Raw genomic sequence first — 23137 nt, 5'->3', positions numbered from 1 at the left:
GATTAACGTCCCGCTACAGGTTTCAGTTCGATACGTTTGATATCGCCCACCAGCACCAGATAGCTCAGCACCGCCACCAGGGCATGGATACCGACGTAGATCAGCGCGCCGTTGAACGAGCCGGTGGTGCCGACGATATAGCCGATGGCGATCGGGGTGACGATGCCGGAGATATTGCCGAACATATTGAACAGACCGCCGGAGAGACCGCTAATCTCTTTCGGCGCGGTATCCGCCATCACCGCCCAGCCGAGGGCGCCGATCCCTTTGCCGAAGAAGGCCATTGCCATAAAGCCGATCACCATCCACTCCACGTTGACATAGTTACACATCAGCATGGTCATGGAGAGCAGCATCCCCAGCACAATCGGCGTTTTGCGCGCAATGTTCAGCGAGCCGGTGCGGCGCATTAACCAGTCGGAGATCACCCCGCCCAGCACCCCGCCGACAAAGCCGCACACCGCCGGAATCGAGGCGACAAAGCCGGCTTTGAGGATCGACATGCCGCGCGCCTGCACCAGATAAACCGGGAACCAGGTGATAAAGAAGTAGGTTAAGGCGTTGATGCAGTACTGACCGATATAGATGCCGATCATCATCCGCGAGCCGATCAGTTGCTTGATCTGCCCCATTTTGACGCTAAACGGCACTTTCTGCGCGCTGCTCTTCTGATCCATGTTGATCAGCGCCCCGCCTTCGGCGATATAGTCCAGCTCTTTCTGGTTCACGCCCGGGTGGTTGTTCGGATCGTGGATCACTTTCAGCCACACAAAGCTGATCACAATCCCCAGCCCGCCCATAAAGAAGAACACATGCGACCAACCCACTTCATGCGTCAGCCAGCCCATGATCGGCGCGAAAATAACGGTGGCAAAGTACTGGGCGGAGTTAAAAATCGATACCGCTGTCCCCCTCTCCTGCGCCGGGAACCAGGCGGCGACGATCCGGCTGTTGCCGGGGAATGACGGCGACTCGGCAAGGCCGACGAGGAAGCGCAGGGTAAACAGCGCAACGATAATGCCAAAGCCGCTGAAGATATCGACGAAGCCCTGCAGCAGGGTAAACATCGACCAGATGAAGATCGACCAGAAATAGACGCGCTTCGAGCCGAAGCGGTCGAGCAGCCAGCCGCCCGGGATCTGGCCGATGACATAAGCCCATGAGAAGGCGGAGAACACATACCCCATCCCCACCGGATCAAGGCCGATATCCCTGGCCATTTCCGAACCGGCGATCGACAGCGTCGCCCGGTCGCCATAGTTAAAAGAGGTGACGATAAACAGCATCACCACTATCCAGTAGCGGGCGTTGGTGCGCTTTTCAGCCGCCGTCGCCGCCTGACTTAATGAACTCATTGTTGTACTCCTGAATCATAGCGTTTAGCTACGTTCATTCTGAACAGCACAACCTGTAGGGTAATCAGAATGACGTGGTCGTGTTTTGATAGTTGTCGTTATATCTGGCACTGCATTTATCACTGGCTGGAGCAGTATATGAAGAGGCACACCGCGGCTCACCGTGCATCCACACAGCTTTTACGCCGCTATTGCAGGTGGTTTGTGGCGAATGCCTGAAAGAATGGGGGGAAGTTCACGGAAATGAAAAGCCAGCGCCGCTGGCGCCGCATAGCGCAGCAAAAAGGGCCGGAGTGTGAAATACCTCACTTGACCCGGTGAAACTGGCTGGCTTAAGCCATGATATTGCTAAGGATATTGTGGCGTTTGCCTAAAGGCGTGGCGCCTGGAAAGCGCTACTATTTTGACGTCCGCGTATCTGGCCGCGACGTATTGAAAGAGCGCCCTCTGCGTAGGGAGAGGGCAGCGCTTTTATGCGAGCAGGGTGGCCCACTGTTCAACCCACGGATTGGAGACGCTCTCCGGCTCCGGGTCTTCGCTGGCGTCAATCTTCAGCATCTCGCCGATGCGCTTCGCGCCCTGCTCCTGCAGCAGCTGATCGAACTTCAGGCCGCCGCCGCAAAAGTTGGCATAGGTGCTGTCGCCGAGCGCGATAATGCCGTACCGCAGGTGAGGCTGATACATATCTTTGATGCCCTCATACAGCGGGACGATGCTGTCCGGCAGATCGCCCTGCCCGGTGGTGGAGGTGACCACCAGCACATACTTACCCGTGTAGGATTCCCAGTCGTTGACCTGCGGATCCTCATACACGGTAGCCTTGTGTCCCAGTCCGCTGAGGATCGCTTCCGCTTCTTCCGCGACCAGCAGCGAGTTGCCGTACATGGTGCCGACAAAAATTCCGACTTCCGCCATGCTATTATCTCCCTGGATTGACCTTATTCTCTTCATCCTGACCGCTGTCGTCGGCAAACTCAACCCTTTCATTTAGCGGGAGAAGCCCGCGCCAGCCAAACTGCGACAGCGCGCGCATCCAGACGTCGTCAAAACCGGCGCGCAGGGTCAGCGGCTCGCCGGTAAAAGGATGGGTTAACGACAGCTCGCTGGCGTGCAGCATCAAGCGGTGACAGCCGAAATGTTCCGCGGCGCTGCGGTTTTGCCGCAGATCGCCGTGCTTGCTGTCGCCGAGGATCGGATGACGGAGGTGGGCCAGATGACGGCGCAGCTGGTGCTTGCGGCCGGTTTTCGGCTCCAGTTCCACCAGCCCATAGCGCGAGGTGGGATAGCGCCCAGTCGCCACTGGCATCTCCACTGTCGCCAGACCGCGGTAGTGGGTTACCGCTGGCTGCGGCCCTTTATCTTCGCGGGCGAACTTATCGGCGATTCTATCCAGCTCCTCCACCAGCGGGTAATCCAGCAGCGCCTCTTCCATCAGCCAGCCGCGGACGATCGCATGGTAGCGCTTCCGGATCTGGTGCTGCTCGAACTGTTGCGCCAGCAGCCGGCCCGCCTCGCTCGACAATCCCATCAGCAGCACGCCGGAGGTGGGCCGGTCGAGACGATGAGCGGTAAAAACGTGCTGACCAATCTGGTCGCGCACGGTCTGCATCACCACCACTTTCTCGTCGCGATCGAGCCAGCTGCGATGCACCAGCCAGCCCGAGGGTTTGTTGACCGCCACCAGCCAGTCGTCCTGGTAGATAATCTCCAGCATCAGGCCTGCTCACCGGCAAACAGCGCGTCTAACAGCAGAAGTTCCGCCAGCATGGATTCGCGGACCGGGTGGGCCTGATCCAGAGCCATTTCGTAATAAGGCGCAACGGCAAAATTTTGCGGCAGCGGCTGGCCGCTCTCCAGCAGCTGGTGCATACGCGGGATCAGGACCCACTGCAGCCACTCCAGCGGCTCCAGGGTATCCAGGCAAAACGGCTTATCGCTGGCGAAGGCGCTGCTGTCCGGCGCCGTCTCCTGCCAGTGCTCCGTTTCGCGCAGCAGGGCTTCAATGGCGCGCAGGCGATCGCGCACGCTATCGTGAAGAGTCATGGGGAAACCTCGATGAGTTAAAAACCGGGCGCAGGATAGCAAATCCGCAGGAGAAATAAAAAAAGGGAGCACTGTATAAACAGTGCTCCCGGTTCGTTTTGCAGCAGTCCCGCTACATTGGTGCTCCCTGCTCGTCCTTGAAAACTTTTCCTGAGGTCTCCTGACCATGTTCATCCATAAACACGTGCATCCTGCTTTCACACCACCCCGATGCGAAATGACTTATCCATAAGTTTGTCCCGATCTTCCTGATCCACCGTTCATCCTGAGCGGCTCTCGTTCTCCATCCTGGAGGTGTCCATTACGCGATCCTGCGTTATCCTTGCTTCATCCTGAAGCCTGTCCCTGCAACGCCGTCCTGGCGGGTCCTGCAGAAGCGCCATCATCCTGATGTTCGCTTCATTTCGCGACGTCCTGTCGACAGACATAGGATCACTGATTCTGCCCCTTCTTACAACCCTTCTTGAGACAATCTCTTAAGATTAGTCCCCACTCAAAAGGACGAAAAAATTAAGATCTGATTTAATACCAACAACTTATATAAAAAAGTATGGATTAAATTTACCTTAAATGATGACGATCTCTTACAGGTTTTGTAAGAGATCTCTCACAAACGATCTGGCAGACTGGATTACAGAACTGGCTCAAGGTGGTTGAGGAAACCCGCAAGTGAGGGAGAAAGCGTAATGCGTTTGGCGGTGCCGAGGGTCTCTTTGACTACCTCGCCGCTGAGATTACAGACGGAAATCACATCCAGTTCACTCTCGAGGGTGGCGATAAACAGCGTCGGCGACAGCTTCAACCGCTTCTGCACCACCAGGTGCCCGATTAAATTTTCCTGCACCCGCTGGAAATCCTCTTCACTCCAGGTCTGCAGCAGCGTCAAGGTTTCGCCGGCAAACCGGCCGGACATATCGCCGGCAAACTGAGTGGTATAATAAGAATGAAGCGGCTGTTGTACCACAATGTCGAGGGCGCGTTCAACCGCGCTGATATTTTGCGCCAGCGAAAACGGCTGTGGCTGCCAGAAAACGGCCTCGCCCTGGGTGTCGACAACGCAAGGCGACGGGACGCCGTAAAGCTCTTCACTGCGCGGCAGGCTGTGGCGCTGCTGCTGCCAGACGGCGCAATATCGTTGGGTAAAAGCGCGTAGCGCTTCTGCTGTCTGATGGTCCACCGGTTTCTCTCTTCACGTTAGACAGGATACACTGGAGCAATAGTGTACCCGCTTTACTATGGTGAAACATGTCTTCTTACGATAATCATCAGGCGCTGGCCGGCCTGACGCTCGGTAAATCAACCGATTACCGCGATACCTATGACGCCTCGCTGCTGCAGGGCGTGCCGCGCAGTTTAAACCGCGACCCGCTGGGCCTGCATGCCGATAATCTGCCGTTTCACGGCGCCGATATCTGGACGCTGTACGAACTCTCCTGGCTGAACGGCAAAGGTCTGCCGCAGGTAGCTGTCGGCCACGTCGAGCTGCCCGATACCAGCCTCAATCTGGTGGAGTCGAAAAGCTTTAAGCTCTATCTCAACAGCTTTAACCAGACCCGTTTCGCCAGCTGGCAGGACGTTGCAGAGACGCTGACTCGCGATCTCAGCGCCTGCGCGCAGGGGAAGGTGAAGGTATCGCTCTACCGCCTGGATGAACTGGAAGGCCAGCCGATTGCCCGCCTGCACGGCACCTGCATCGACGATCAGGATATCGAGATCGATAACTATCAGTTCAGCGCCGATTACCTGCAGGGCGCCGCCAGCGGCAAATTCGTGGAGGAGACGCTGGTCAGCCACCTGCTGAAGTCTAATTGCCTTATCACTCATCAGCCGGACTGGGGCTCGGTGCAGATCCAGTATCGGGGGGCGAAAATCGACCGCGAGCAGCTCCTGCGCTATCTGGTTTCGTTCCGCCACCATAACGAATTCCATGAGCAGTGCGTCGAACGTATCTTTAACGATATTCTCCGTTTCTGCCAGCCGGAATCGCTTTCCGTTTACGCCCGCTATACGCGACGCGGCGGTCTGGATATCAACCCCTGGCGCAGCAATGGCGACTTTTCCCCGGCCACCGGCCGCCTCGCCCGTCAATAATAAACAATTTCACAATTTGCGTGCGTTTAGGCGCGCGCAAGGTTGTGGAAACGCCGTTCGCAGGGCTATTGTAATCACAGGAAGACCATATGCGTCCTGTAAGGAGTTCACTTGATTACACATGTTAGCCCGCTTGGTTCAATGGATATGCTGTCGCAGCTGGAAGTGGATATGCTTAAGCGCACCGCCAGCAGCGACCTGTACCAACTCTTTCGCAACTGCTCGCTTGCTGTGCTCAATTCGGGGAGCCTGACCGATAACAGCAAGGAGCTCCTGTCCCGTTTCGAAAATTTCGAGATTAACGTGCTGCGGCGCGAACGCGGCGTGAAGCTGGAACTGATCAACCCGCCGGAAGACGCCTTCGTTGACGGGCGGATTATCCGCTCCCTGCAGGCCAACCTGTTCGCCGTGCTGCGCGATATCCTGTTCGTTTACGGCCAGATCCACAATACCGTTCGCTTCCCGAACCTCGATCTCGAAAGTTCGGTTCATATCACTAACCTGGTGTTCTCGATCCTGCGCAACGCCCGCGCGCTGCACGTCGGCGAGGCGCCGAACATGATCGTCTGCTGGGGCGGCCACTCCATCAACGAAAACGAATATCTCTACGCCCGCCGCGTCGGTACGCAGCTGGGCCTGCGGGAACTGAATATCTGCACCGGCTGCGGGCCTGGCGCAATGGAGGCGCCGATGAAAGGCGCCGCCGTCGGCCATGCGCAGCAGCGCTACAAAGACAGCCGCTTTATCGGCATGACCGAACCATCCATTATCGCTGCGGAACCACCGAACCCGCTGGTCAATGAACTGATCATCATGCCGGATATCGAAAAGCGTCTGGAGGCCTTCGTACGTATCGCCCACGGGATCATTATTTTCCCGGGCGGCGTCGGCACTGCCGAAGAGCTGCTCTACCTGCTGGGTATTCTGATGCACCCCGACAACAAAGCGCAGGTGCTGCCGCTGATCCTCACCGGGCCGAAGGAGAGCGCCGACTACTTCCGCGTACTGGACGAGTTTATCACCCATACCCTGGGCGAATCGGCCCGTCGCCACTACCGGATCATCATTGACGACCCCGCGGAAGTGGCGCGGCAGATGAAAAAAGCGATGCCGCTGGTGAAAGAGAGCCGTCGCGAGACCGATGACGCCTATAGCTTTAACTGGTCGATTCGCATCTCGCCGGACCTGCAGATGCCGTTTGATCCGACCCACGAGAACATGGCCAACCTCAAACTCTCCCCGGATCAGCCGGTGGAAGTGCTGGCCGCCGACCTGCGTCGCGCCTTCTCCGGGATTGTCGCGGGGAACGTCAAAGAGGTGGGCATCCAGGCCATTGAGCAGTACGGTCCTTACAAACTGCACGGCGATCCGGAGATGATGCGCCGTATGGACGATCTGCTGCAGGGCTTCGTCGCCCAGCACCGCATGAAGCTTCCGGGCGGCACCGCCTATATTCCTTGCTACGAAATCATCGCCTGATTTCCCCCTCTCCCGCCGGGGCATCGCCTGACGCCTGCCCCCGGCGGGCTCTCTTCCTCTGACTTCCAGAACGCGCTAAAAACCTTTCTGTTACTAATCAATCACCTGAATTATTTCTACATAGCCAAACGTTTGCGTTGGTAAAAACTGCGACAATTATCACTACAAAAAATGGTTTTAAGCGCAAAAACGTCGACTAGTTCTCTTTTTTACAGTAAATCCCTCGTTATTACGCCGCTCCGCTTTTATCTCATATGCTGCAAATGGTAGCCTTCGCGCCACAAATCGCTGGCTGATCACCAGAAACAGGCTGTTGGACTAAAAATACGCACATTGAAAGTGGATTATTGCATTTGAGATCGCGATCACTGATGCATAAACCATATAAATGTATCTTTCCGGCCCAATTATTACGGAGAAAATTTCTAAAAAAACCGTAATTAAACGAATTTCATGTTACGCAATTGTATTTATTCATTAGATTTTGTTGATTCCTCCAGGAGATACAGATGGAAACCACTCAAACCAGCACCATCGTTTCGGGCGAAACCCGCAGCGGATGGCGTAAAACCGACACCATGTGGATGCTGGGCCTGTACGGCACGGCGATTGGCGCAGGCGTCTTGTTCCTGCCGATCAACGCCGGCGTTGGCGGCATGATCCCCCTGATCATCATGGCGATTCTGGCCTTCCCGATGACTTTCTTCGCCCACCGCGGCATGACCCGCTTCGTGCTCTCCGGGAAAAACCCGGGCGAAGACATCACCGAAGTAGTGGAAGAACACTTCGGCGTAGGCGCAGGTAAGCTGATTACCCTGCTTTATTTCTTCGCTATCTACCCGATCCTGCTGGTTTACAGCGTGGCGATCACTAACACCGTCGAAACCTTCATGGCGCATCAGCTGCACATGACGCCGCCGCCGCGCGCCATTCTGTCGCTGATCCTGATCGTCGGCATGATGACCATTGTGCGTTTCGGCGAGCAGATGATTGTGAAAGCGATGAGCGTGCTGGTGTTCCCATTCGTTATCGCGCTGATGGTGCTGGCTCTGTATCTGATCCCGCAGTGGAACGGCGCGGCGCTGGAGACGCTCTCCCTGAGCGGCGCTTCCGTTACCGGCAACGGCCTGCTGATGACCCTGTGGCTGGCGATCCCGGTGATGGTCTTTTCCTTCAACCACTCGCCGATCATCTCTTCCTTCGCGGTAGCCAAACGTGAAGAGTACGGCGAAGGCGCTGAGAAGAAATGCTCCAGTATCCTCGCTCGCGCCCACATCATGATGGTGCTGACCGTGATGTTCTTCGTCTTCAGCTGCGTTCTGAGCCTCTCTCCGGCAGACCTGGCGGCGGCGAAAGAGCAGAACATCTCGATTCTGTCTTACCTGGCGAACCACTTTAACGCGCCAATCATTGCCTGGATGGCGCCGATCATCGCGATGATCGCCATCACCAAATCCTTCCTTGGCCACTATCTGGGCGCTCGCGAAGGCTTTAACGGCATGGTGATTAAATCCCTGCGCAGTAAAGGCAAATCGATTGAAATCAACAAACTGAACAAGCTGACCGCGCTGTTCATGCTGATCACCACCTGGATTGTGGCAACCCTGAACCCGAGCATCCTCGGTATGATCGAGACCCTTGGCGGCCCGATTATCGCGATGATCCTGTTCCTGATGCCGATGTACGCGATTCAGAAAGTCCCGGCGATGCGTAAATACAGCGGCCATATCAGCAACGTCTTCGTGGTGATTATGGGCCTGATTGCCATCTCCGCGATCTTCTACTCTCTGTTCAGCTAATTCATTCAACGCCTCCCCCCGCGCCGCTTTACGGCGGCGCGCTTTCCGACAGCACGGGAATACATATGATCAGCGTATTCGATATCTTTAAAATCGGCATTGGCCCTTCCAGCTCCCATACCGTTGGACCGATGAAAGCGGGCAAACAATTCACTGACGACCTGATCGCGCGCGGCCTGCTGGCCGAGGTGAGCAAAGTCGTCGTCGACGTCTACGGCTCCCTCTCCCTGACCGGTAAAGGCCACCATACCGATATCGCGATTATCATGGGACTCGCCGGCAACCTGCCGGACACCGTCGACATCGACGCCATTCCGGGCTTTATTCAGGACGTTAATACCCATGGCCGCCTGATGCTGGCCAACGGTCAGCACGAAGTGGACTTCCCGGTGGATCAGTGCATGAATTTCCATGCCGACAACCTGTCGCTGCATGAGAACGGCATGCGTATCACCGCCCTGGCCGGCGACAAGGTGCTCTACAGCCAGACGTATTACTCTATCGGCGGCGGCTTTATCGTTGATGAGGAGCACTTCGGCCAGACTACCGAGGCGCCGGTTGCCGTTCCTTACCCTTACAAAAACGCCGCCGACCTGCAGCGTCACTGCCGTGAAACCGGGCTGTCGCTCTCCGGCCTGATGATGCAGAACGAACTGGCGCTGCACAGCAAAGAAGCCCTTGAGCAACACTTCGCCGCGGTGTGGGAAGTGATGAGCGCCGGTATCGAGCGCGGCATCACCACCGAAGGCGTCCTGCCGGGCAAACTGCGCGTCCCGCGCCGCGCCGCCGCGCTGCGCCGTATGCTGGTGAGCCAGGACACCACCAACAGCGATCCGATGGCGGTGGTCGACTGGATCAATATGTTCGCCCTGGCGGTGAACGAAGAGAACGCCGCCGGCGGCCGGGTGGTGACCGCGCCAACCAACGGCGCCTGCGGTATCGTGCCGGCGGTGCTGGCCTACTACGACAAGTTTATCCGCAAGGTGAACAGCAACTCCCTGGCCCGCTATATGCTGGTCGCCAGCGCGATTGGTTCGCTGTATAAGATGAACGCCTCCATCTCCGGCGCCGAAGTCGGCTGCCAGGGTGAAGTGGGGGTCGCCTGCTCGATGGCGGCGGCCGGTCTGGCGGAACTGCTGGGCGGCAGCCCGGGTCAGGTGTGCATCGCGGCAGAGATCGCTATGGAGCATAACCTCGGCCTGACCTGCGACCCGGTCGCCGGCCAGGTGCAGGTGCCGTGCATCGAACGCAACGCTATCGCTGCCGTGAAAGCGGTCAACGCCGCGCGAATGGCGCTGCGCCGGACCAGCGAGCCGCGCGTGTGTCTCGATAAAGTGATCGAGACCATGTACGAAACCGGCAAAGACATGAACGCCAAGTACCGGGAAACCTCCCGCGGTGGTCTGGCGATGAAGATTGTTGCCTGCGATTAACCTGCTGGCCCGCCACGCGTCGGCGTGTCGGGCCATCGTCCTGCATAACTCTTTTTGTTATATCAATAAAATTTTAGTTATTTAATGGTTATAAGCGCTGTTTGTTACCTTACGCAAAACCGCTAAGGAGAACAAACAATGTCCAACCGATTCCGCCCCGCCTGGCTGCTGGTCCTCGCCGCCCTCTCTACCTCCGCGCTGGCCAAAGCGCCGGAAACCGTCAACATCGGCTATCAAAAGGCGAATATCTTCGCGCTGCTGAAGTACCGCGGCACGCTGGATGAGAGCCTGAAAAAACAGGGCATTGCCGTACGCTGGGTCGAATTCCCCGCCGGGCCGCAAATGCTGGAGGGGCTGAACGTCGGTAGTATCGATCTGGCCGCGACCGGCGATGCGCCTCCGGCCTTTGCCCAGGCGGCGCAAGCCGATCTGGTCTACCTTGCCCACTCCCCCGCTAACCCGAAAACGGAAGCGATTGTGGTGCCTGAACAGTCGGCAATCCACAGCGTGGCCGACCTGAAGGGCAAGCGCGTGGGCTTGAACAAGGGGTCTGACGTCAACTACCTGCTGGTTGCCGCACTGGAAAAAGCGGGCCTCAGCTATAAAGACATCACCCCGGTCTATCTGCCACCGGCGGACGCCCGCGCCGCTTTCCAGCGCGGGGCGATTGATGCGTGGGTGATCTGGGATCTGTTCCTCGCAGAAGTGGAAACCAACGCGAAAGCCCGACAGATCCGCAATGCCGAGGGGCTGGTGCCGCACTACACCTTCTATCTCGCCAGCCGCAAGTTTGCAGATACCTACCCGGAGACAGCAAAGCAGGTGGTGGATGAGCTGGGTAAACTCAGCGCGTGGGCGAACAGCCATCAGGACGAGGCCGCCGGGCTGCTGTCGACCTCAACTGGACTGGATAAAGCCATCTGGCTGAAGACCCTGGCCCGCCTGCCCTACGGTGCCGAACGCATGACCCCGGCGGTGTATAACGAACAGCAGGCGCTGGCGGATACCTTTACGCGCATCGGCCTGCTGCCGGTGAAAGTCGACGTGCGCAGCGCCACCTGGTCGCTGGATAAACCTTGATTTTCCTGACGACGGGAAGCACTGCGCCTCCCGTCGCCGACAGGCTTACCCCGCCGTTTTCTCACCATTGCCTATCTGCCAGATAAAGGTGGGCGCTTCACCGTTCACCAGCCAGTTACCGATATTACGTGCCTTATAAATCACCGGATTATGCGAGGCAACCGTCCGCGCATTGCGCCAGTGGCGATCCAGCGCAAGGCGAGTTCGCGTATCCGACGCCCCGAGGGCATTAAACAGCTCCGTCGCCGCCCGCGGGATCCAGTCGCTGGCGATCACCTGCGCCTGCGCCGCTTCCACTTCCGCCAGCTGGTTACGCCGGGCAATCAATGCTTCGTCGTCGCTGACGTGCGCCACATAGGCCTGCTGCAGCGATTCCGCGGCCTGCAGGACCGCGGCCCGGGTCGCCCATGCCCAGCTGCTGATCTGCCCAACGACCTGCAGAACCTGGGCGTCATCGCGCGGCACGGCGGCGTTGCCGTGGCTGTACATCCGGGAGCGATGTTTGACGCCCTGCGCGGCATCCCGCTCAACCGCCAGGCCAATGCCCGCGAGGGTCGTCAGCAGCACATGCTGGTAGAAGGCGGTCTGATAGCGAAAGCGCTGGGCAAAATCATAGACATGTTCGGTTTCCACCCGAGCGCCGGTAAAGCGGGTGGTCCCGCTGCCGGTCAACCGCTGGCCAAAGCCATCCCAGTCATCTTCCCGCACCACGCCGGTCTGCTGGGTGCTGACCAGGGCTATCACATCGCTGGCGGTATCACTGCGCCGGGCAAACACATCGATCCAGTCGGCGTACAGCGCGCCGGTGCTGTAAAACTTCTCGCCGTCGAGTCGCCAGCCGCCCTCTGCCGGCGTCACTCTGGTGTTCACCTCTCCCAGCTTAACCGCGCCGATCTCCGTCCAGCCGCTGCCCACCAGCTCACCGTCGAGGAAGCGACGAAACCAGCGGTCGCGCCCGGCGGAATCCGGCTGATTCAGCTGATCTTCCACAAAGGCAAAGTGCGCGCGCAGGGCCTGCGGCAGGTTAGAGTCCGCTTGCGCCAGCTCGATCAGCAGCGCGCTGAGCTGCGGCAGCGAAGCGCCCCAGCCGCCCTTCTCGCGCGGGATACGCAGCGTGCCGAAGCCCGCTTCTTTCAGCCAGCGGATCGGCTCATCGGGCAGAATGCGCTGCTGTTCGCGCTCCGCAGCGCCCTGGGCGATACGGGTGAATATCGGGCGGAAGGCGGCCGCCAGCGCGTCATAATCGGTGCCAGTAGAGAGCAGGGTCATTGTCAGTTCCTTATTCATGAAGTGCGTCGATATCTTCTCGCGTCGGTTCATGACGGACCGCCAGCAGGAAGAAAATGGGAATAATGGCGGCAAGCGAGACCACCCAGAACATCTGCGTGCCGAGGGAGGCCTGCAGCAGCGGCAGAATAAACAACGCCAGCGCGCTGCCGATCCCGGAGAGTGCCCGGCTGAAACCGACCCCGGTGGCGCGAATGGCAGTAGGATAGGAGAGCGCCGGGTAGATCATCAGCTGTGCCCCCGGGCCAAACCCTTCGGCGAACAGCCACAGCCCCAGCATCGCGATAGCCAGCACGATACCTGCCGTCGCGTGCGGTTGCCCCACCAGCGCCAGCACAATCAGCGCCACAAACTGCAGGGCGAAGCCGGCTATCGCCACATGACGCGAAGGATATTTCCACGCCAGATGCATACCGAGCAGCCCACCGGTAAAAGCAAACAGGGCGTTCAGCCCCAGCGATGCCGAAATAGTTTCGAAGACGCCAGCCCCGAGGAACTGGGCAAGAATTGACGGCAGGAAAAAGGCAATCGCCGTGTACTCGAAGGAGATACAGATATTCATCACCCCGGCGACGATAGTCCGCTCGCGGTAGGGTTTTTCGAACAGCACGCGGAAGCTCACTTTCGGCGCTGGCGCGGGCTTCGCCGCCGGGACCTCATGGGCATGGATCCCCCAGGAGTCGCGTAAAATACGCACTGCAGAGGTCAGATCGCCCTGGTTCGCCGCCCACAGCGGGGATTCATTCATAAATCGACTGCGGACGGCAATAATCAGCAGTGCCGGCACGGCGCCGAACAGCAGGGAGGCGCGCCACAGCCAGTCAAGATGCTCCTGCGGCAGCAGGAAATAGAGGCCGAAGATAATGAGAAAGCAGACGGTTGAGGCGGCGTACCACATCGGGCACCACGCCGCGAGGCGAGCCGCTTTGTTGCCTTTGCCGGCAAAGCGGGAAAACTCGGCCAGATAGGACATCGCTACCGGCAGGTCGATGCCAACGCCGATGCCCATCAGGAAGCGGGCGCCAATCAACACCCAGACGTTCGGCGCCAGCCCGGCGGCGATAGCCGAAATCACGAAAAAGAACATATCGGCCATAAAAACCGAATAGCGACCATATTTATCGGTCAGCCAGCCGCCGATAATATTGCCGACGATAGTCCCGACCATAATGGACGAAGTCACCAGGCCGGTCAGCAGCGGTGAGAGCTGAAATTCACGTACAACGTCATCAATACCGTAGGAGAGCGTGGTTAAGTCATATGCGTCGAGAAAAACGCCCCCCAGCGCGAGGAAGACAATCATCCGCGCATATTTCGCTTGTTCCTTGCCGGAATTAATTAGCCGCGCCACATCCCCGACGCTACTGACCGGTACCGAAGCGATACCGGGATTATCCACTGGTAATGTACTCATTTTTTCACCTTATTATTTTGTGCAGGTCATCAGCTGTTATAGACCGCGCGCGACGAGAATCAAAACAACAAATCATTCTATAAAAATCAATATAATCAATAAGTTAATAAATACCACCAGCACAAAAAGGACGCGCTTTCACGCATCCTCAAGGGAAATAAATAACAACGAAAATAGACGTCGTGCAGGACGCTTATTCCGCGGACACTGGAACTAATACGTCTTTTACCAGCGGGTCATCGGTGGTTTTTAACCACGTCTGGATCCGCGGATCAGAAAAAGCCTGTTTTAATTTGACGATATTTTCCTGCGATAAATACGGTGTACCAATCACTAATTGCGAAGCAAAGGTGCGCGGCGCCGGCGGGAATAATATGCCTTTCTCACGCGGCACTTTCCCGGCGTCAAATTGCGAGACATAGCCGATGGCGGCATCCACCGAATTTAACGCCCGCGGCATGGTCAGCAGATCCAGCTCTTTAAAGACAAACTGATGCGGGTTACCGACAATATTTTTCAGCTTCGCCGTGCGCGGCTCCACCGCCGGGTCGAGCGAGATCAACCCAATGCGCTGGAGCAGCCACAGGGCCTGCCCCTGATTGGCGCCATCGTCAGGCACGACAATGGTCGCGCCGTTGGGCAACGCCTGTACCGACGAGTAGCGGTCGGAATAGATGCCAAACGCCCACTGGAACACCGGCACCGTGGTCGACAGCGCAAAGCCGTTAGCGTCCACCACCTGTTTAAGCCACCACTGATGCTGATAGATCGTCCCGGCATACTGACCTTCCGCTACCGCGCGGTCAGCCTGGACCGGATCCTGCACTCCCACCGCCTCCAGTTTCAGACCGTAATCGGGCGCAATATGCTGATTAATATACTCAATGATCCGCTGCTCGCCGGCCATCGCCGGCTCGTAGTGAATTTTTAACGTGCTGCCGAAGACCACCTGCTGGCTTTGGGTATGTCCCCGCCACCACCAGAAGGCGATGGCGAGCAGGATAATCACCGCCAGCGCCGCCAGCCAGGGCCAGCGCCGCGCTTTACGTAACTCAAATTGCTCTGTTGTCATACAAGGTTCCCCTGCGTGTGGCGTAAACGGTTGACCAGACGGTCACCCAAAAATTGAATCAACTGGATCGTGGCGATCAGGGCAACGATCGTCGCGATCATGATGTGGTTGTCGAAGCGCTGATAGCCGTACACCACGGCCAGGTAGCCGATGCCGCCGGCGCCGATGGTCCCGGCGATAGCCGAATACTCGATCATCGAGACCAGGTTTAGCGTCACCGCCGCCACCAGCGCGGGCATGGCTTCACTGAGCTGCGCGCTGGCAATGATTTGCCAGCGCGACCCGCCGCAGACGACCCCCACCGCGGTGACCTCCGCCGGCAACTCGCGCAGCGCGTTCTCCACCAGACGGCCAAAGAACGGGACGCCGGCGGCGATCATCGGCACTACCGCGGCGGGGATGCCAATCGTGGTGCCGGTCAGCCAGTAAGTGAACGGGATAATGGCGGCCATCAGCACCAGAAACGGCAGCGAACGTCCCATATTGACCACCCAGTTCAGCAGCCGGTACAGCAGTGCGTGCGGAAATAAGCCCCGCGGCGAGGCGTTAAACAACACCACCCCCACCAGCCCCCCCAGCGTGACAACAAACAGCATCACAATGGCCACCATCAGCCAGGTTTCGCCATAGGCGGGGAGCAGCAGCGAAGGGATTTCGCCCCAGGGGGTATCCTGACTGATGACTGTCGGTTTCATACCGCCTCCCTGAGCAACGGCGCGCTGTCGAGGATCTCCGCCGTTATGCCGAGCTGCGCCAGCAGGCCCTGCAGTCGCGCGGGCGACAGGCGTTCGCCCTGAAAGCGCACTCCGGCCTGCAGGCGACCGGCCAGCCGACCATTAATCACCTCGACGTGACCGCCAAGGAGATCGATCTGCAGCGCCCACTGCTGGCTCAGGCGGCTGATCCAGTCGGTGGCCACCGGCACATCCCAGCGGTAGCTCAGACGCAGCAGCAGATCGCTGTGGGTAGCTGCCGCCGGCGTCAGCGGCAACAGCTGCTGGCCGAGCAGAGAATCGGGACGCGCCAGCAGATCTTCGATCCGCCCGTACTGGACGATCGTCCCGTCGCGGATCTCCGCCACCGCATCCGCCGCCGTGCGCACCGCGTCCATTTCATGGGTAATCAGGACGATCGCCAGCTGGTACTCATCACGCAGCCGCTTGAGCAGAGCCAGCACCGAGGCCGTGGCCTGAGGATCGAGGCCGGAGGTGGCTTCATCCGCCAGCAGAACGGACGGGCGCAGCGCCAGCGCGCGGGCAATGCCGATCCGCTGGCGCTGGCCGCCTGAGAGCTGGGCCGGCCAGGCATCCGCTTTGTGGCTCAGGCCGACGCTCTCCAGCAGCTCGCCAACCCGCGCCTTGATATCGCGCTCCACCACACCAAGCCACGCCAGCGGCAGGGCGACATTCTCCCAGGCGGTCCTGCGGCTCAACAGCGCCGAAGACTGGAAAACGGTGCCAATCGCCCGCCGTTCCCGGCGCAGCGCCTCGCCGGACAGCGCCGACAGATCCTTGCCATTGATACGAATGCTGCCGCTGTCCGGTTGCTCCAGCAGGCTGATGCAGCGCGCCAGGGTTGATTTACCGGCGCCGCTCGGCCCCACCACCGCGGTGATGGAGCGCTCAGGCACCTGCAGCGACAGCCCTTTCAGCACCGCGCTGAGCCGGCCATCCGCCGTGCGGTAACTTTTATACAGGTCATCAATAGCGATCATGTCACCTTCTCCTCTACCGATGCCGCCGTGCGCGCATCGCGGCGGTAGCTGGCGCCCGGGTGAGGCGCGGCCAGACGCGGGCCGCCGCCGAACAGTTTTTCGCGCAGGGTCCCCTCGCGGTACTCTTGCTTAAAGACGCCGCGCTTTTGCAGCTCAGGCACCAGCAGCTCGACGACATCGCGGAAGGTTTCGTGAGTGACGGCATAGGCGAGGTTAAAGCCATCGACGTCCGTCTCTTCGACCCAGGACTGCAGCTCGTCCGCCACGGTTTGCGCGCTGCCAACCACCAGCGGACCGAAGCCGCCGATCCCCGCCCAATCGGCCAGGGCCTGCACCGTCCACTGGCGGTTCGGATCAGCGGTCGAAAAGGCCTCCACCGCCGACTGAATGGCGTTGGTGTGCAGATACTTCAGCACCTGATCCGGCTGATACTGGCCGAAATCGATCCCCGTCCAGCCGGAGAGCAGCGCCAGCGCGCCTTCATAGCTGACGTACTGCTTATATTCCTGCCACTTCGCCTGTGCCTCGCGGTCGGTGTCGCCGACAATCACCGTCTGCAGGTTGAAGATCAGGATGCTGTGCGGATCGCGCCCCGCCTCAGCTGCCCGGCGGCGAATATCCGCCACCGTCTTCTTCAGCAGCACCTTCGACGGCGCTGCGACGAAGACGCATTCGGCATGGCCGGCGGCGAACTGTTTGCCGCGGCTGGACGCCCCCGCCTGATACAGCACCGGCGTGCGCTGCGGGGATGGCTCGCAGAGGTGGATCCCCGGCACGGAAAAGAACTGTCCCTGATGGTTAATGGGATGGATTTTCCGCGGATCGCTGAAGATCTTCCGCTCTCTGTCGCGCAGCACCGCCCCGTCCTCCCAGCTTCCCTCCAGCAGTTTGTAGATCACCTGCAAATACTCATCGGCATAGTCATAGCGGGTGTCATGGTCGGTCTGGGTCTGCTGGCCGATATTGCGCGCCCCGCTCTCCAGATAGGAGGTGACGATATTCCAGCCCACCCGCCCTTTGGTCAGATGATCGAGCGTCGACAGACGACGAGCGAAGGGGTAAGGATGCTCAAACGACAGCGAGGCGGTCAGGCCGAAGCCCAGATGCTCCGTCACCAGCGCCATTGGGGTGATCAGAGCCAGCGGATCGTTGACCGGAACCTGCGTCGCCTGGCGGATCGCCGCATCGCCGCTGCCGTTCAGCACGTCATAGATCCCCAGCACGTCGGCGATAAACAGCCCGTCGAACTTGCCGCGCTCCAGCAGCCGCGCCAGATCCACCCAGTACTCCAGATCTTTATACTGCCAGGAGCGATCCCGGGGATGCGCCCACAGGCCCGGCGACTGATGGCCGACGCAGTTCATATCGAAAGCGTTAAGACGAATTTCACGTTGTGATGACATAGCAATCTCCATAGCGCGGCCCGTCGCCGGGGCGCACGCGGCAAAATGAATCAGGGAAAAGAAAGAGAGGTATTCAGTACGCAGGACATCGGGAGTCCTGCGGGATCCCGAGCGTGAGTAACGCTTGCGCCGCCACGTCAGCGGCATGGTCGGCTACCTGCGGCAGGCCCATCAGTTCGCCAAAACGCCCGCGGGCGGCCGGACCGGCCACCAGCACCGGCAGCGCCTCAACGTGCGGCTCAGCCACTGCCCGGGAACGGCTGTCCACCTCCAGGCCCATGCCGAGGGCATCGGCGCGAATCAGGCCGCGGCGGGCGAGGTCCTGTAAAAATGGCTGGCTGTCGGTCAGGGCGCGGTGTGCGGGTCCGGTGGTCAGGATCAGGTGATCGACGCTCAGCGTCTGCACGCCGCCGCCGCGCCGCGCCAGCGTCAGACACAGCGTTTCGCCTTCACCGCTTATCGACAGTAGCCTGGCCGCCTGCACCTGCAGACTGCCCGTGCGCTGGCGCGCCTCCAGCACCTCGGCGACCTGCGGCGCCACGCGGTAGCGGTGGACATCCCAGTAATGGCGCAGATGGCGCAGAAAACGCTGGCGATCGGCGACGCTGAGCGCCTGCCAGATCCGTTGCCCCTGCTGACGAACCGCATCCAGCACCACCTGCCAGCTCAGGCCCTGCTGCGCCGCATACGCGACGTCGAGGCGGATCTGGCGCAGGCGCTGGCGCAGGCTGCCCTGCTGATAGTCGCCAGGCCAGGTTGCCCCTGCGCCGCTAAGGTTGCCGCGCGACAGCAGGCCATGGCGCGAAAAGGCGACGATACTGCCGCGGTGGCCCAGCCGGTCCAGCGTCGCGACCGTATCGGCCATGGTTAATCCGGTGCCCATCACCGCCACCCGGGCGTGCGGGGCGATGGCATCGAGCGCGCCTGGCTGCCACGGGTTGGCAATCAGCGCCGGATGATGACGCCAGGCTTCGGCCTGTGCCGGCAGCGAAGGCGGTGGATGACTGATCGCCAGCACCAGCAGATCGGCCTTAAGCTGCAGGCCGCCGTCGGTGGTCACCGTCCCCTGATGAAAAGCGAGCGCCCGATCGCGCAGGTGGCGAAGCCGTCCGCCGCTGGACGCGGCGGCGTCGGCAAAACGCTGCGCCACATAGCGACCAAACTGACCGCGCTGAGGGTAGACGGAACCGTCCGGGCGCAGCGCCTGCACATCGACGGCAAAGGCAGGCTGATGGCGGTACCAATGATCGAAGGCGCCCTCTTCGTCGCCGGCCAGCTGCATGCGAGCGGCCGGAACGTTAATCCGGTGCGTCGGCTCCGCAGTGGAGTAGGCCACCCCGGCCCCGGGGGACTGGCGCGGCTCCAGCAGCGTCACGCGCACCCCGTTCGGCGCCAGGCGCAGCAGCTCAATCGCCACCGCCGCGCCGCTAAAGCCGCCGCCGATAATCACGATATGCGGTTCTGCACTCATCGCTGCCCTCCTCCGGTATGCTGTCTCATGGTCGCGCTCCGGGCCATCAGCTGGCGCTGACCTGGCGAACCGGGCGCTTATCGCCGCCGATGGTTTCGCCAAACGGACCGGTGTTCACGCTACGCGCCTTCGACGAGGCCCCGTTTTCCAGCGGCAACAGAGGCATCACCAGCTCAGCAAAGCGGTGCGCTTCTTCCAGATGTGGGTAGCCGGAGAAGATAAAGTTGCTGATGCCGAGCGCCTGATATTCGCGGATGCGTTCCGCTACCTGCTGCGGATTACCTACCAGCGCGGTACCCGCGCCGCCGCGCACCAGTCCGACGCCGGCCCACAGATTGGGCGCAATGCGCAGATTATCGCGCGATCCCTGATGCAGGGCGCTCATCCGCGCCTGGCCGGCCGAGTCCATGCGGGCGAAGATCTTTTGCGCCTGGGCAATGGTATCGTCGTCAAGATGGGCGATCAGCCGGTCGGCGGCGGCCCATGCCTCTTCTTCCGTTTCGCGCACAATGACGTGCAGACGAATGCCGTACTGCAGGGTGCGTCCGCGGGCCGCGGCGCGCTCGCGCACCACCGCCAGCTTCTCCGCCACCAGTTCCGGGGGTTCGCCCCACGTCAGATAGCTGTCGATCTGCTCGGCCGCCACATCAATAGCCGCATCAGAAGAGCCGCCGAAATAGAGCGGCGGGCCATTCTCCTGCACCGGCGGGAACAACACCTCAGCGCCTTCCACGTGAATATGCTCGCCGTGATAATCCACTTTTTCCCCGCGTAGCAGGCGGGTGTAAACATCAAGAAATTCGCGGGTCACCTGATAGCGCTCGCTGTGGCTGAGGAAGATACCGTCGCCTTTGTTTTCCACCGGGTCGCCGCCGGTAACGACGTTGATCAGCAGCCGACCTTCCGATAAACGGTCGAGGGTGGCCGCCATCCGCGCCGCCAGGGTTGGCGGCTGCAGGCCCGGCCTGACCGCCACCAGATAGCGCAGACGGCGGGTCAACGGCGCCAGCGCCGAGGCCACCAGCCACGAATCTTCACAGCTTTTACCGGTGGGGATCAGCACGCCGTAGTAGCCCAGGCTGTCGGCTGCCAGCGCCACCTGCTGCAGATAAGGTAAATCGACCGGGCGTCCACCCTCGGTGGTACCCAGATAACGGCCATCGCCATGGGTAGGTAAGAACCAGAAGACATTGATCTTGTCGGGAGCTTGCTGCGTCATTATCTATTTCCTATATAACCATATCCGATATTTATCGAAGAGATGTTTTAATTTGGTTATATGGGTGTTAGCGATAATCATGCCAATGGTGAATAAAAAATTAATCTTTTAAAATCAATGCACTGAAAACGGCTTCGCCGCGCCGCGCTGTTGCAAATCGCGCAGCCGCCGCGCATCCGCTGGCGCATTTGCAACAGCCGCGGGCCTTCCCCCTCTGGTTTCTGCGGCCGCCGCAGGATAAGTTCAGAGCGTCAACGATCGGAGGCCCGCTATGCTGAACCCAGAATCCCCTTCCACCGCTCCCGCGCTGATCGACCCGGCGTCGAAGGCCTTCCAGAGCCTGCTGGACAAACTCGCGCCAACGGAGGCGACCGTGCTGATCGTGGGCGAAACCGGCACCGGCAAGGAGGTGGTGGCCCGCTATCTCCATCATCACAGCGCCCGTCGCCAGCAGCCGTTTCTGGCCGTTAACTGCGGCGCGCTGACCGAGAGCCTCGCCGAAGCTGAACTGTTCGGCCATGAGAAAGGCGCCTTCACCGGCGCGCAGCAGGGACAGCCCGGCTGGTTTGAAGCCGCGGAAGGGGGGACGCTGCTGCTGGACGAGATCGGCGAATTAAGCCTGCCGCTGCAGGTCAAGCTGCTGCGAGTGCTGCAGGAGCGTGAAATTACCCGCGTCGGCTCACGCAAAGCGATTAAAGTGAATGTCCGGGTGATTGCCGCCACCCACGTTGACCTGGCCCAGGCGATCCGCGAGCGCCGCTTTCGCGAGGATCTCTACTATCGACTGAATATCGCGGTGGTGCCGCTGCCGCCGCTGCGCCAGCGTCGGCAGGATATCCCGCTGCTGGCGCACCACTTTTTATCACTCTACGCCCGGCGCCTCGGGCGGCCAACCCTGCGTCTGGCGCCGGAATCACTGGCCCGGCTGATGGATTATTCGTGGCCGGGCAATATTCGCGAGCTGGAAAACACCCTGCACAACGCGGTGCTGCTCAGTAAAGAAGAGGAGATCAGTCCTGCCCAGCTGCGCCTGGCGACGCTCAACGACGCCCCGGGGCCGGCGAGCGATCATGAACTGGACGACTTTATTCGCCACCAGCTGGCGCTTCCCGGCGAGCCGCTGTGGCAGCGAGTGACCAGCGCCCTGATTCGCCACGCCATGGCACATTGCGACGATAACCAGAGCCAGGCGGCCGCGCTGTTGGGGATCAGCCGGCATACCTTGCGCACCCAGCTCGCTAACCTCGGGCTGATCAAAAGCCGCCGCCGCCCGCCTGCGCCGCCGCGGGCGTTCGCCAACGCAGCCGGGGCCGATCGCGAACTGCGCATTGGCTACCAGCGCTTCGGCAGCCTCGGGATCTTGAAAGCCCGTCAGAGCCTGGAAACCGCCTTCGCCAGCCTCGGCGTCAACGTGCTGTGGAGTGAGTTTCCTGCCGGACCGCAGCTCCTCCACGCCCTCGCCTGCAACGAGATCGACTTCGGCACCACCGGAGAAGCGCCGCCGGTGTTTGCCCAGGCCAGCAATAGCGAACTGATGTACGTGGCGTGGGAGCCGCCGGCGCCGCGCAGCGTGGCGATGGTCGTCCCGCAGGGGAGCGACATTCGCCAGCTCAGCGATCTGCGCGGTAAACGCATCGCCCTCAATAAAGGGTCGAATGTCCACTGGCTGCTGCTGCAGATCCTCGAGGACGCCGGCCTGGGTCTGAACGATGTGCGGGTGGTCTATACCCCGCCGAAATATCCGCTGACCGCCAGCGACTATCTGGCGGTTGACGCCTGGATGATGTGGGATCCGCTGCTCAGCGACGCCGAACACACCGGCGAGCTGCGGGTGGTCGCCAGCGGCGAAGGCCGGGTCAACAACCATCAGTTTTATCTTTCGCGACGGGACTACCTCGCTCAGCATGGCGATATCATGCGCCGCCTGCTGACGGAGCTGACCCACACCGGGCAGTTTATCGACTCGCATCGCGGCGAAGCGGCCCGCTTACTCTCGGCAGAGCTGGGGATCGACGCCCGGTCGCTGAGCATGGCCCTCGCCCGCCGCAGCCATCGCCCGCGGCCGATGGATCTGTCGGTGATCCGCGCCCAGCAGACCATCGCCGATCGCTTTTACGCCCTCGGGCTTATCGCCAAACCGGTCCCGGTGCGCGAAGCGGTGTGGTACGGCGAACCCGCGCCGGACGTCATCAGACCGCTGATGGCGGTCAGTTAGCGAAATTTGCGCGTTATCTTCCTGATTGTTCAGGCGCAGATAGCCTCGATCTGATGGCGATG

20 protein-coding genes are annotated in these 23137 nt (G+C 60.3%); 6 read left to right on the top strand and 14 right to left on the bottom strand.

What is annotated here, in order from left to right; translation table 11 throughout:
- Positions 1 to 2 precede the first annotated feature (2 nt).
- The 5 genes from AB1E37_RS04960 to syd form a co-directional block, all read right to left on the bottom strand.
- On the bottom strand, positions 3 to 1355 hold the full coding sequence (locus tag AB1E37_RS04960) for an MFS transporter (RefSeq protein ID WP_002915225.1): 1353 nt from the start codon (positions 1353 to 1355) through the stop codon (positions 3 to 5).
- Between the two features lie 471 nt (positions 1356 to 1826).
- Positions 1827 to 2270: a flavodoxin gene (locus AB1E37_RS04955; protein ID WP_002915235.1), complete on the bottom strand. Its 444-nt coding sequence runs from the start codon at positions 2268 to 2270 to the stop codon at positions 1827 to 1829.
- A 4-nt stretch (positions 2271 to 2274) separates the two neighbouring features.
- Positions 2275 to 3069, bottom strand: a complete 795-nt coding sequence (gene truC / locus AB1E37_RS04950) for a tRNA pseudouridine(65) synthase TruC (protein ID WP_002915236.1) — start codon at positions 3067 to 3069, stop codon at positions 2275 to 2277.
- A complete protein-coding gene (locus AB1E37_RS04945) occupies positions 3069 to 3398 on the bottom strand; it encodes a YqcC family protein (RefSeq protein ID WP_002915249.1) in 330 nt (109 codons plus the stop codon). Before AB1E37_RS04945 ends, truC begins: the two co-directional genes overlap by 1 nt.
- 631 nt (positions 3399 to 4029) lie before the next feature.
- Complete coding sequence (syd, locus tag AB1E37_RS04940) at positions 4030 to 4575, bottom strand: SecY-interacting protein (RefSeq protein ID WP_002915253.1); 546 nt, start codon at positions 4573 to 4575, stop codon at positions 4030 to 4032.
- A 68-nt stretch (positions 4576 to 4643) separates the two neighbouring features.
- On the opposite strand from syd, the gene queF reads away from it, so the two are divergent.
- From queF to AB1E37_RS04915, 5 genes are all read left to right on the top strand, one after another.
- Complete coding sequence (gene queF, locus AB1E37_RS04935; RefSeq protein ID WP_004900225.1) at positions 4644 to 5489, top strand: NADPH-dependent 7-cyano-7-deazaguanine reductase QueF; 846 nt, start codon at positions 4644 to 4646, stop codon at positions 5487 to 5489.
- Between the two features lie 111 nt (positions 5490 to 5600).
- Complete coding sequence (gene ppnN, locus AB1E37_RS04930; RefSeq protein ID WP_002915258.1) at positions 5601 to 6968, top strand: nucleotide 5'-monophosphate nucleosidase PpnN; 1368 nt, start codon at positions 5601 to 5603, stop codon at positions 6966 to 6968.
- Positions 6969 to 7477: 509 nt separating this feature from the next.
- Complete coding sequence (locus AB1E37_RS04925; protein WP_004151070.1) at positions 7478 to 8767, top strand: HAAAP family serine/threonine permease; 1290 nt, start codon at positions 7478 to 7480, stop codon at positions 8765 to 8767.
- 65 nt (positions 8768 to 8832) lie between these two features.
- Positions 8833 to 10200 (top strand): L-serine ammonia-lyase, encoded by a 1368-nt coding sequence (locus AB1E37_RS04920; protein ID WP_002915259.1) that lies wholly within the window; start codon positions 8833 to 8835, stop codon positions 10198 to 10200.
- Between the two features lie 138 nt (positions 10201 to 10338).
- A complete protein-coding gene (locus AB1E37_RS04915) occupies positions 10339 to 11280 on the top strand; it encodes an aliphatic sulfonate ABC transporter substrate-binding protein (RefSeq protein WP_032415458.1) in 942 nt (313 codons plus the stop codon).
- A 45-nt stretch (positions 11281 to 11325) separates the two neighbouring features.
- Here AB1E37_RS04915 and AB1E37_RS04910 read toward each other — a convergent pair whose 3' ends face one another.
- The 9 genes from AB1E37_RS04910 to AB1E37_RS04870 all read right to left on the bottom strand — a co-directional run bounded on the left by AB1E37_RS04910 (position 11326) and on the right by AB1E37_RS04870 (position 21054).
- Positions 11326 to 12549, bottom strand: coding sequence for an acyl-CoA dehydrogenase family protein (locus AB1E37_RS04910; protein WP_032415460.1), 1224 nt, complete (start codon positions 12547 to 12549; stop codon positions 11326 to 11328).
- A gap of 10 nt (positions 12550 to 12559) precedes the next feature.
- Positions 12560 to 13981, bottom strand: coding sequence for an MFS transporter (locus AB1E37_RS04905; protein ID WP_004151071.1), 1422 nt, complete (start codon positions 13979 to 13981; stop codon positions 12560 to 12562).
- Positions 13982 to 14174: 193 nt separating this feature from the next.
- On the bottom strand, positions 14175 to 15053 hold the full coding sequence (locus AB1E37_RS04900) for a MetQ/NlpA family ABC transporter substrate-binding protein (RefSeq protein WP_002915265.1): 879 nt from the start codon (positions 15051 to 15053) through the stop codon (positions 14175 to 14177).
- Positions 15050 to 15748, bottom strand: coding sequence for a methionine ABC transporter permease (locus AB1E37_RS04895; protein WP_002915267.1), 699 nt, complete (start codon positions 15746 to 15748; stop codon positions 15050 to 15052). Before AB1E37_RS04895 ends, AB1E37_RS04900 begins: the two co-directional genes overlap by 4 nt.
- On the bottom strand, positions 15745 to 16767 hold the full coding sequence (locus tag AB1E37_RS04890; RefSeq protein WP_032448063.1) for a methionine ABC transporter ATP-binding protein: 1023 nt from the start codon (positions 16765 to 16767) through the stop codon (positions 15745 to 15747). The genes AB1E37_RS04895 and AB1E37_RS04890 overlap by 4 nt, the downstream gene beginning before the upstream one ends.
- Positions 16764 to 18170 carry an LLM class flavin-dependent oxidoreductase gene (locus AB1E37_RS04885; RefSeq protein ID WP_002915313.1) on the bottom strand — a complete coding sequence of 469 codons (1407 nt, stop codon included), beginning with the start codon at positions 18168 to 18170 and terminating at the stop codon, positions 16764 to 16766. The genes AB1E37_RS04890 and AB1E37_RS04885 overlap by 4 nt, the downstream gene beginning before the upstream one ends.
- Positions 18171 to 18243: 73 nt before the next feature.
- Complete coding sequence (locus AB1E37_RS04880; protein WP_032448064.1) at positions 18244 to 19641, bottom strand: FAD/NAD(P)-binding protein; 1398 nt, start codon at positions 19639 to 19641, stop codon at positions 18244 to 18246.
- A 46-nt stretch (positions 19642 to 19687) separates the two neighbouring features.
- Positions 19688 to 20860 (bottom strand): FMNH2-dependent alkanesulfonate monooxygenase, encoded by a 1173-nt coding sequence (gene ssuD, locus AB1E37_RS04875; protein WP_002915347.1) that lies wholly within the window; start codon positions 20858 to 20860, stop codon positions 19688 to 19690.
- Positions 20861 to 20937: 77 nt separating this feature from the next.
- Positions 20938 to 21054 carry a hypothetical protein gene (locus tag AB1E37_RS04870; RefSeq protein WP_004219275.1) on the bottom strand — a complete coding sequence of 39 codons (117 nt, stop codon included), beginning with the start codon at positions 21052 to 21054 and terminating at the stop codon, positions 20938 to 20940.
- Between the two features lie 77 nt (positions 21055 to 21131).
- Here AB1E37_RS04870 and AB1E37_RS04865 point away from each other — a divergent pair, with 77 nt between their 5' ends.
- Positions 21132 to 23075: a sigma-54-dependent Fis family transcriptional regulator gene (locus AB1E37_RS04865; RefSeq protein ID WP_004174618.1), complete on the top strand. Its 1944-nt coding sequence runs from the start codon at positions 21132 to 21134 to the stop codon at positions 23073 to 23075.
- The last annotated feature ends 62 nt before the right edge of the window (positions 23076 to 23137 follow it).

Origin of the sequence: Klebsiella sp. Shm-1 (assembly GCF_040804525.1) — a bacterium.
In the GTDB taxonomy this organism is placed as follows: Bacteria; Pseudomonadota; Gammaproteobacteria; order Enterobacterales; family Enterobacteriaceae; genus Klebsiella; species Klebsiella pneumoniae.
Note: the sequence above shows the minus strand (reverse complement) of the source record. Positions and strands in the feature narration are given on the sequence as shown.

Coding starts and splice junctions, on each gene's coding strand:
- AB1E37_RS04960 (WP_002915225.1), bottom strand. CDS start 1,355: ATGAGTTCATTAAGTCAGGCGGCGACGGCGGCTGAAAAGCGCACCAAC.
- AB1E37_RS04955 (WP_002915235.1), bottom strand. CDS start 2,270: ATGGCGGAAGTCGGAATTTTTGTCGGCACCATGTACGGCAACTCGCTG.
- truC (WP_002915236.1), bottom strand. CDS start 3,069: ATGCTGGAGATTATCTACCAGGACGACTGGCTGGTGGCGGTCAACAAA.
- AB1E37_RS04945 (WP_002915249.1), bottom strand. CDS start 3,398: ATGACTCTTCACGATAGCGTGCGCGATCGCCTGCGCGCCATTGAAGCC.
- queF (WP_004900225.1), top strand. CDS start 4,644: ATGTCTTCTTACGATAATCATCAGGCGCTGGCCGGCCTGACGCTCGGT.
- AB1E37_RS04925 (WP_004151070.1), top strand. CDS start 7,478: ATGGAAACCACTCAAACCAGCACCATCGTTTCGGGCGAAACCCGCAGC.
- AB1E37_RS04920 (WP_002915259.1), top strand. CDS start 8,833: ATGATCAGCGTATTCGATATCTTTAAAATCGGCATTGGCCCTTCCAGC.
- AB1E37_RS04915 (WP_032415458.1), top strand. CDS start 10,339: ATGTCCAACCGATTCCGCCCCGCCTGGCTGCTGGTCCTCGCCGCCCTC.
- AB1E37_RS04910 (WP_032415460.1), bottom strand. CDS start 12,549: ATGACCCTGCTCTCTACTGGCACCGATTATGACGCGCTGGCGGCCGCC.
- AB1E37_RS04905 (WP_004151071.1), bottom strand. CDS start 13,981: ATGAGTACATTACCAGTGGATAATCCCGGTATCGCTTCGGTACCGGTC.
- AB1E37_RS04900 (WP_002915265.1), bottom strand. CDS start 15,053: ATGACAACAGAGCAATTTGAGTTACGTAAAGCGCGGCGCTGGCCCTGG.
- AB1E37_RS04895 (WP_002915267.1), bottom strand. CDS start 15,748: ATGAAACCGACAGTCATCAGTCAGGATACCCCCTGGGGCGAAATCCCT.
- AB1E37_RS04890 (WP_032448063.1), bottom strand. CDS start 16,767: ATGATCGCTATTGATGACCTGTATAAAAGTTACCGCACGGCGGATGGC.
- AB1E37_RS04885 (WP_002915313.1), bottom strand. CDS start 18,170: ATGTCATCACAACGTGAAATTCGTCTTAACGCTTTCGATATGAACTGC.
- AB1E37_RS04880 (WP_032448064.1), bottom strand. CDS start 19,641: ATGAGTGCAGAACCGCATATCGTGATTATCGGCGGCGGCTTTAGCGGC.
- ssuD (WP_002915347.1), bottom strand. CDS start 20,860: ATGACGCAGCAAGCTCCCGACAAGATCAATGTCTTCTGGTTCTTACCT.
- AB1E37_RS04865 (WP_004174618.1), top strand. CDS start 21,132: ATGCTGAACCCAGAATCCCCTTCCACCGCTCCCGCGCTGATCGACCCG.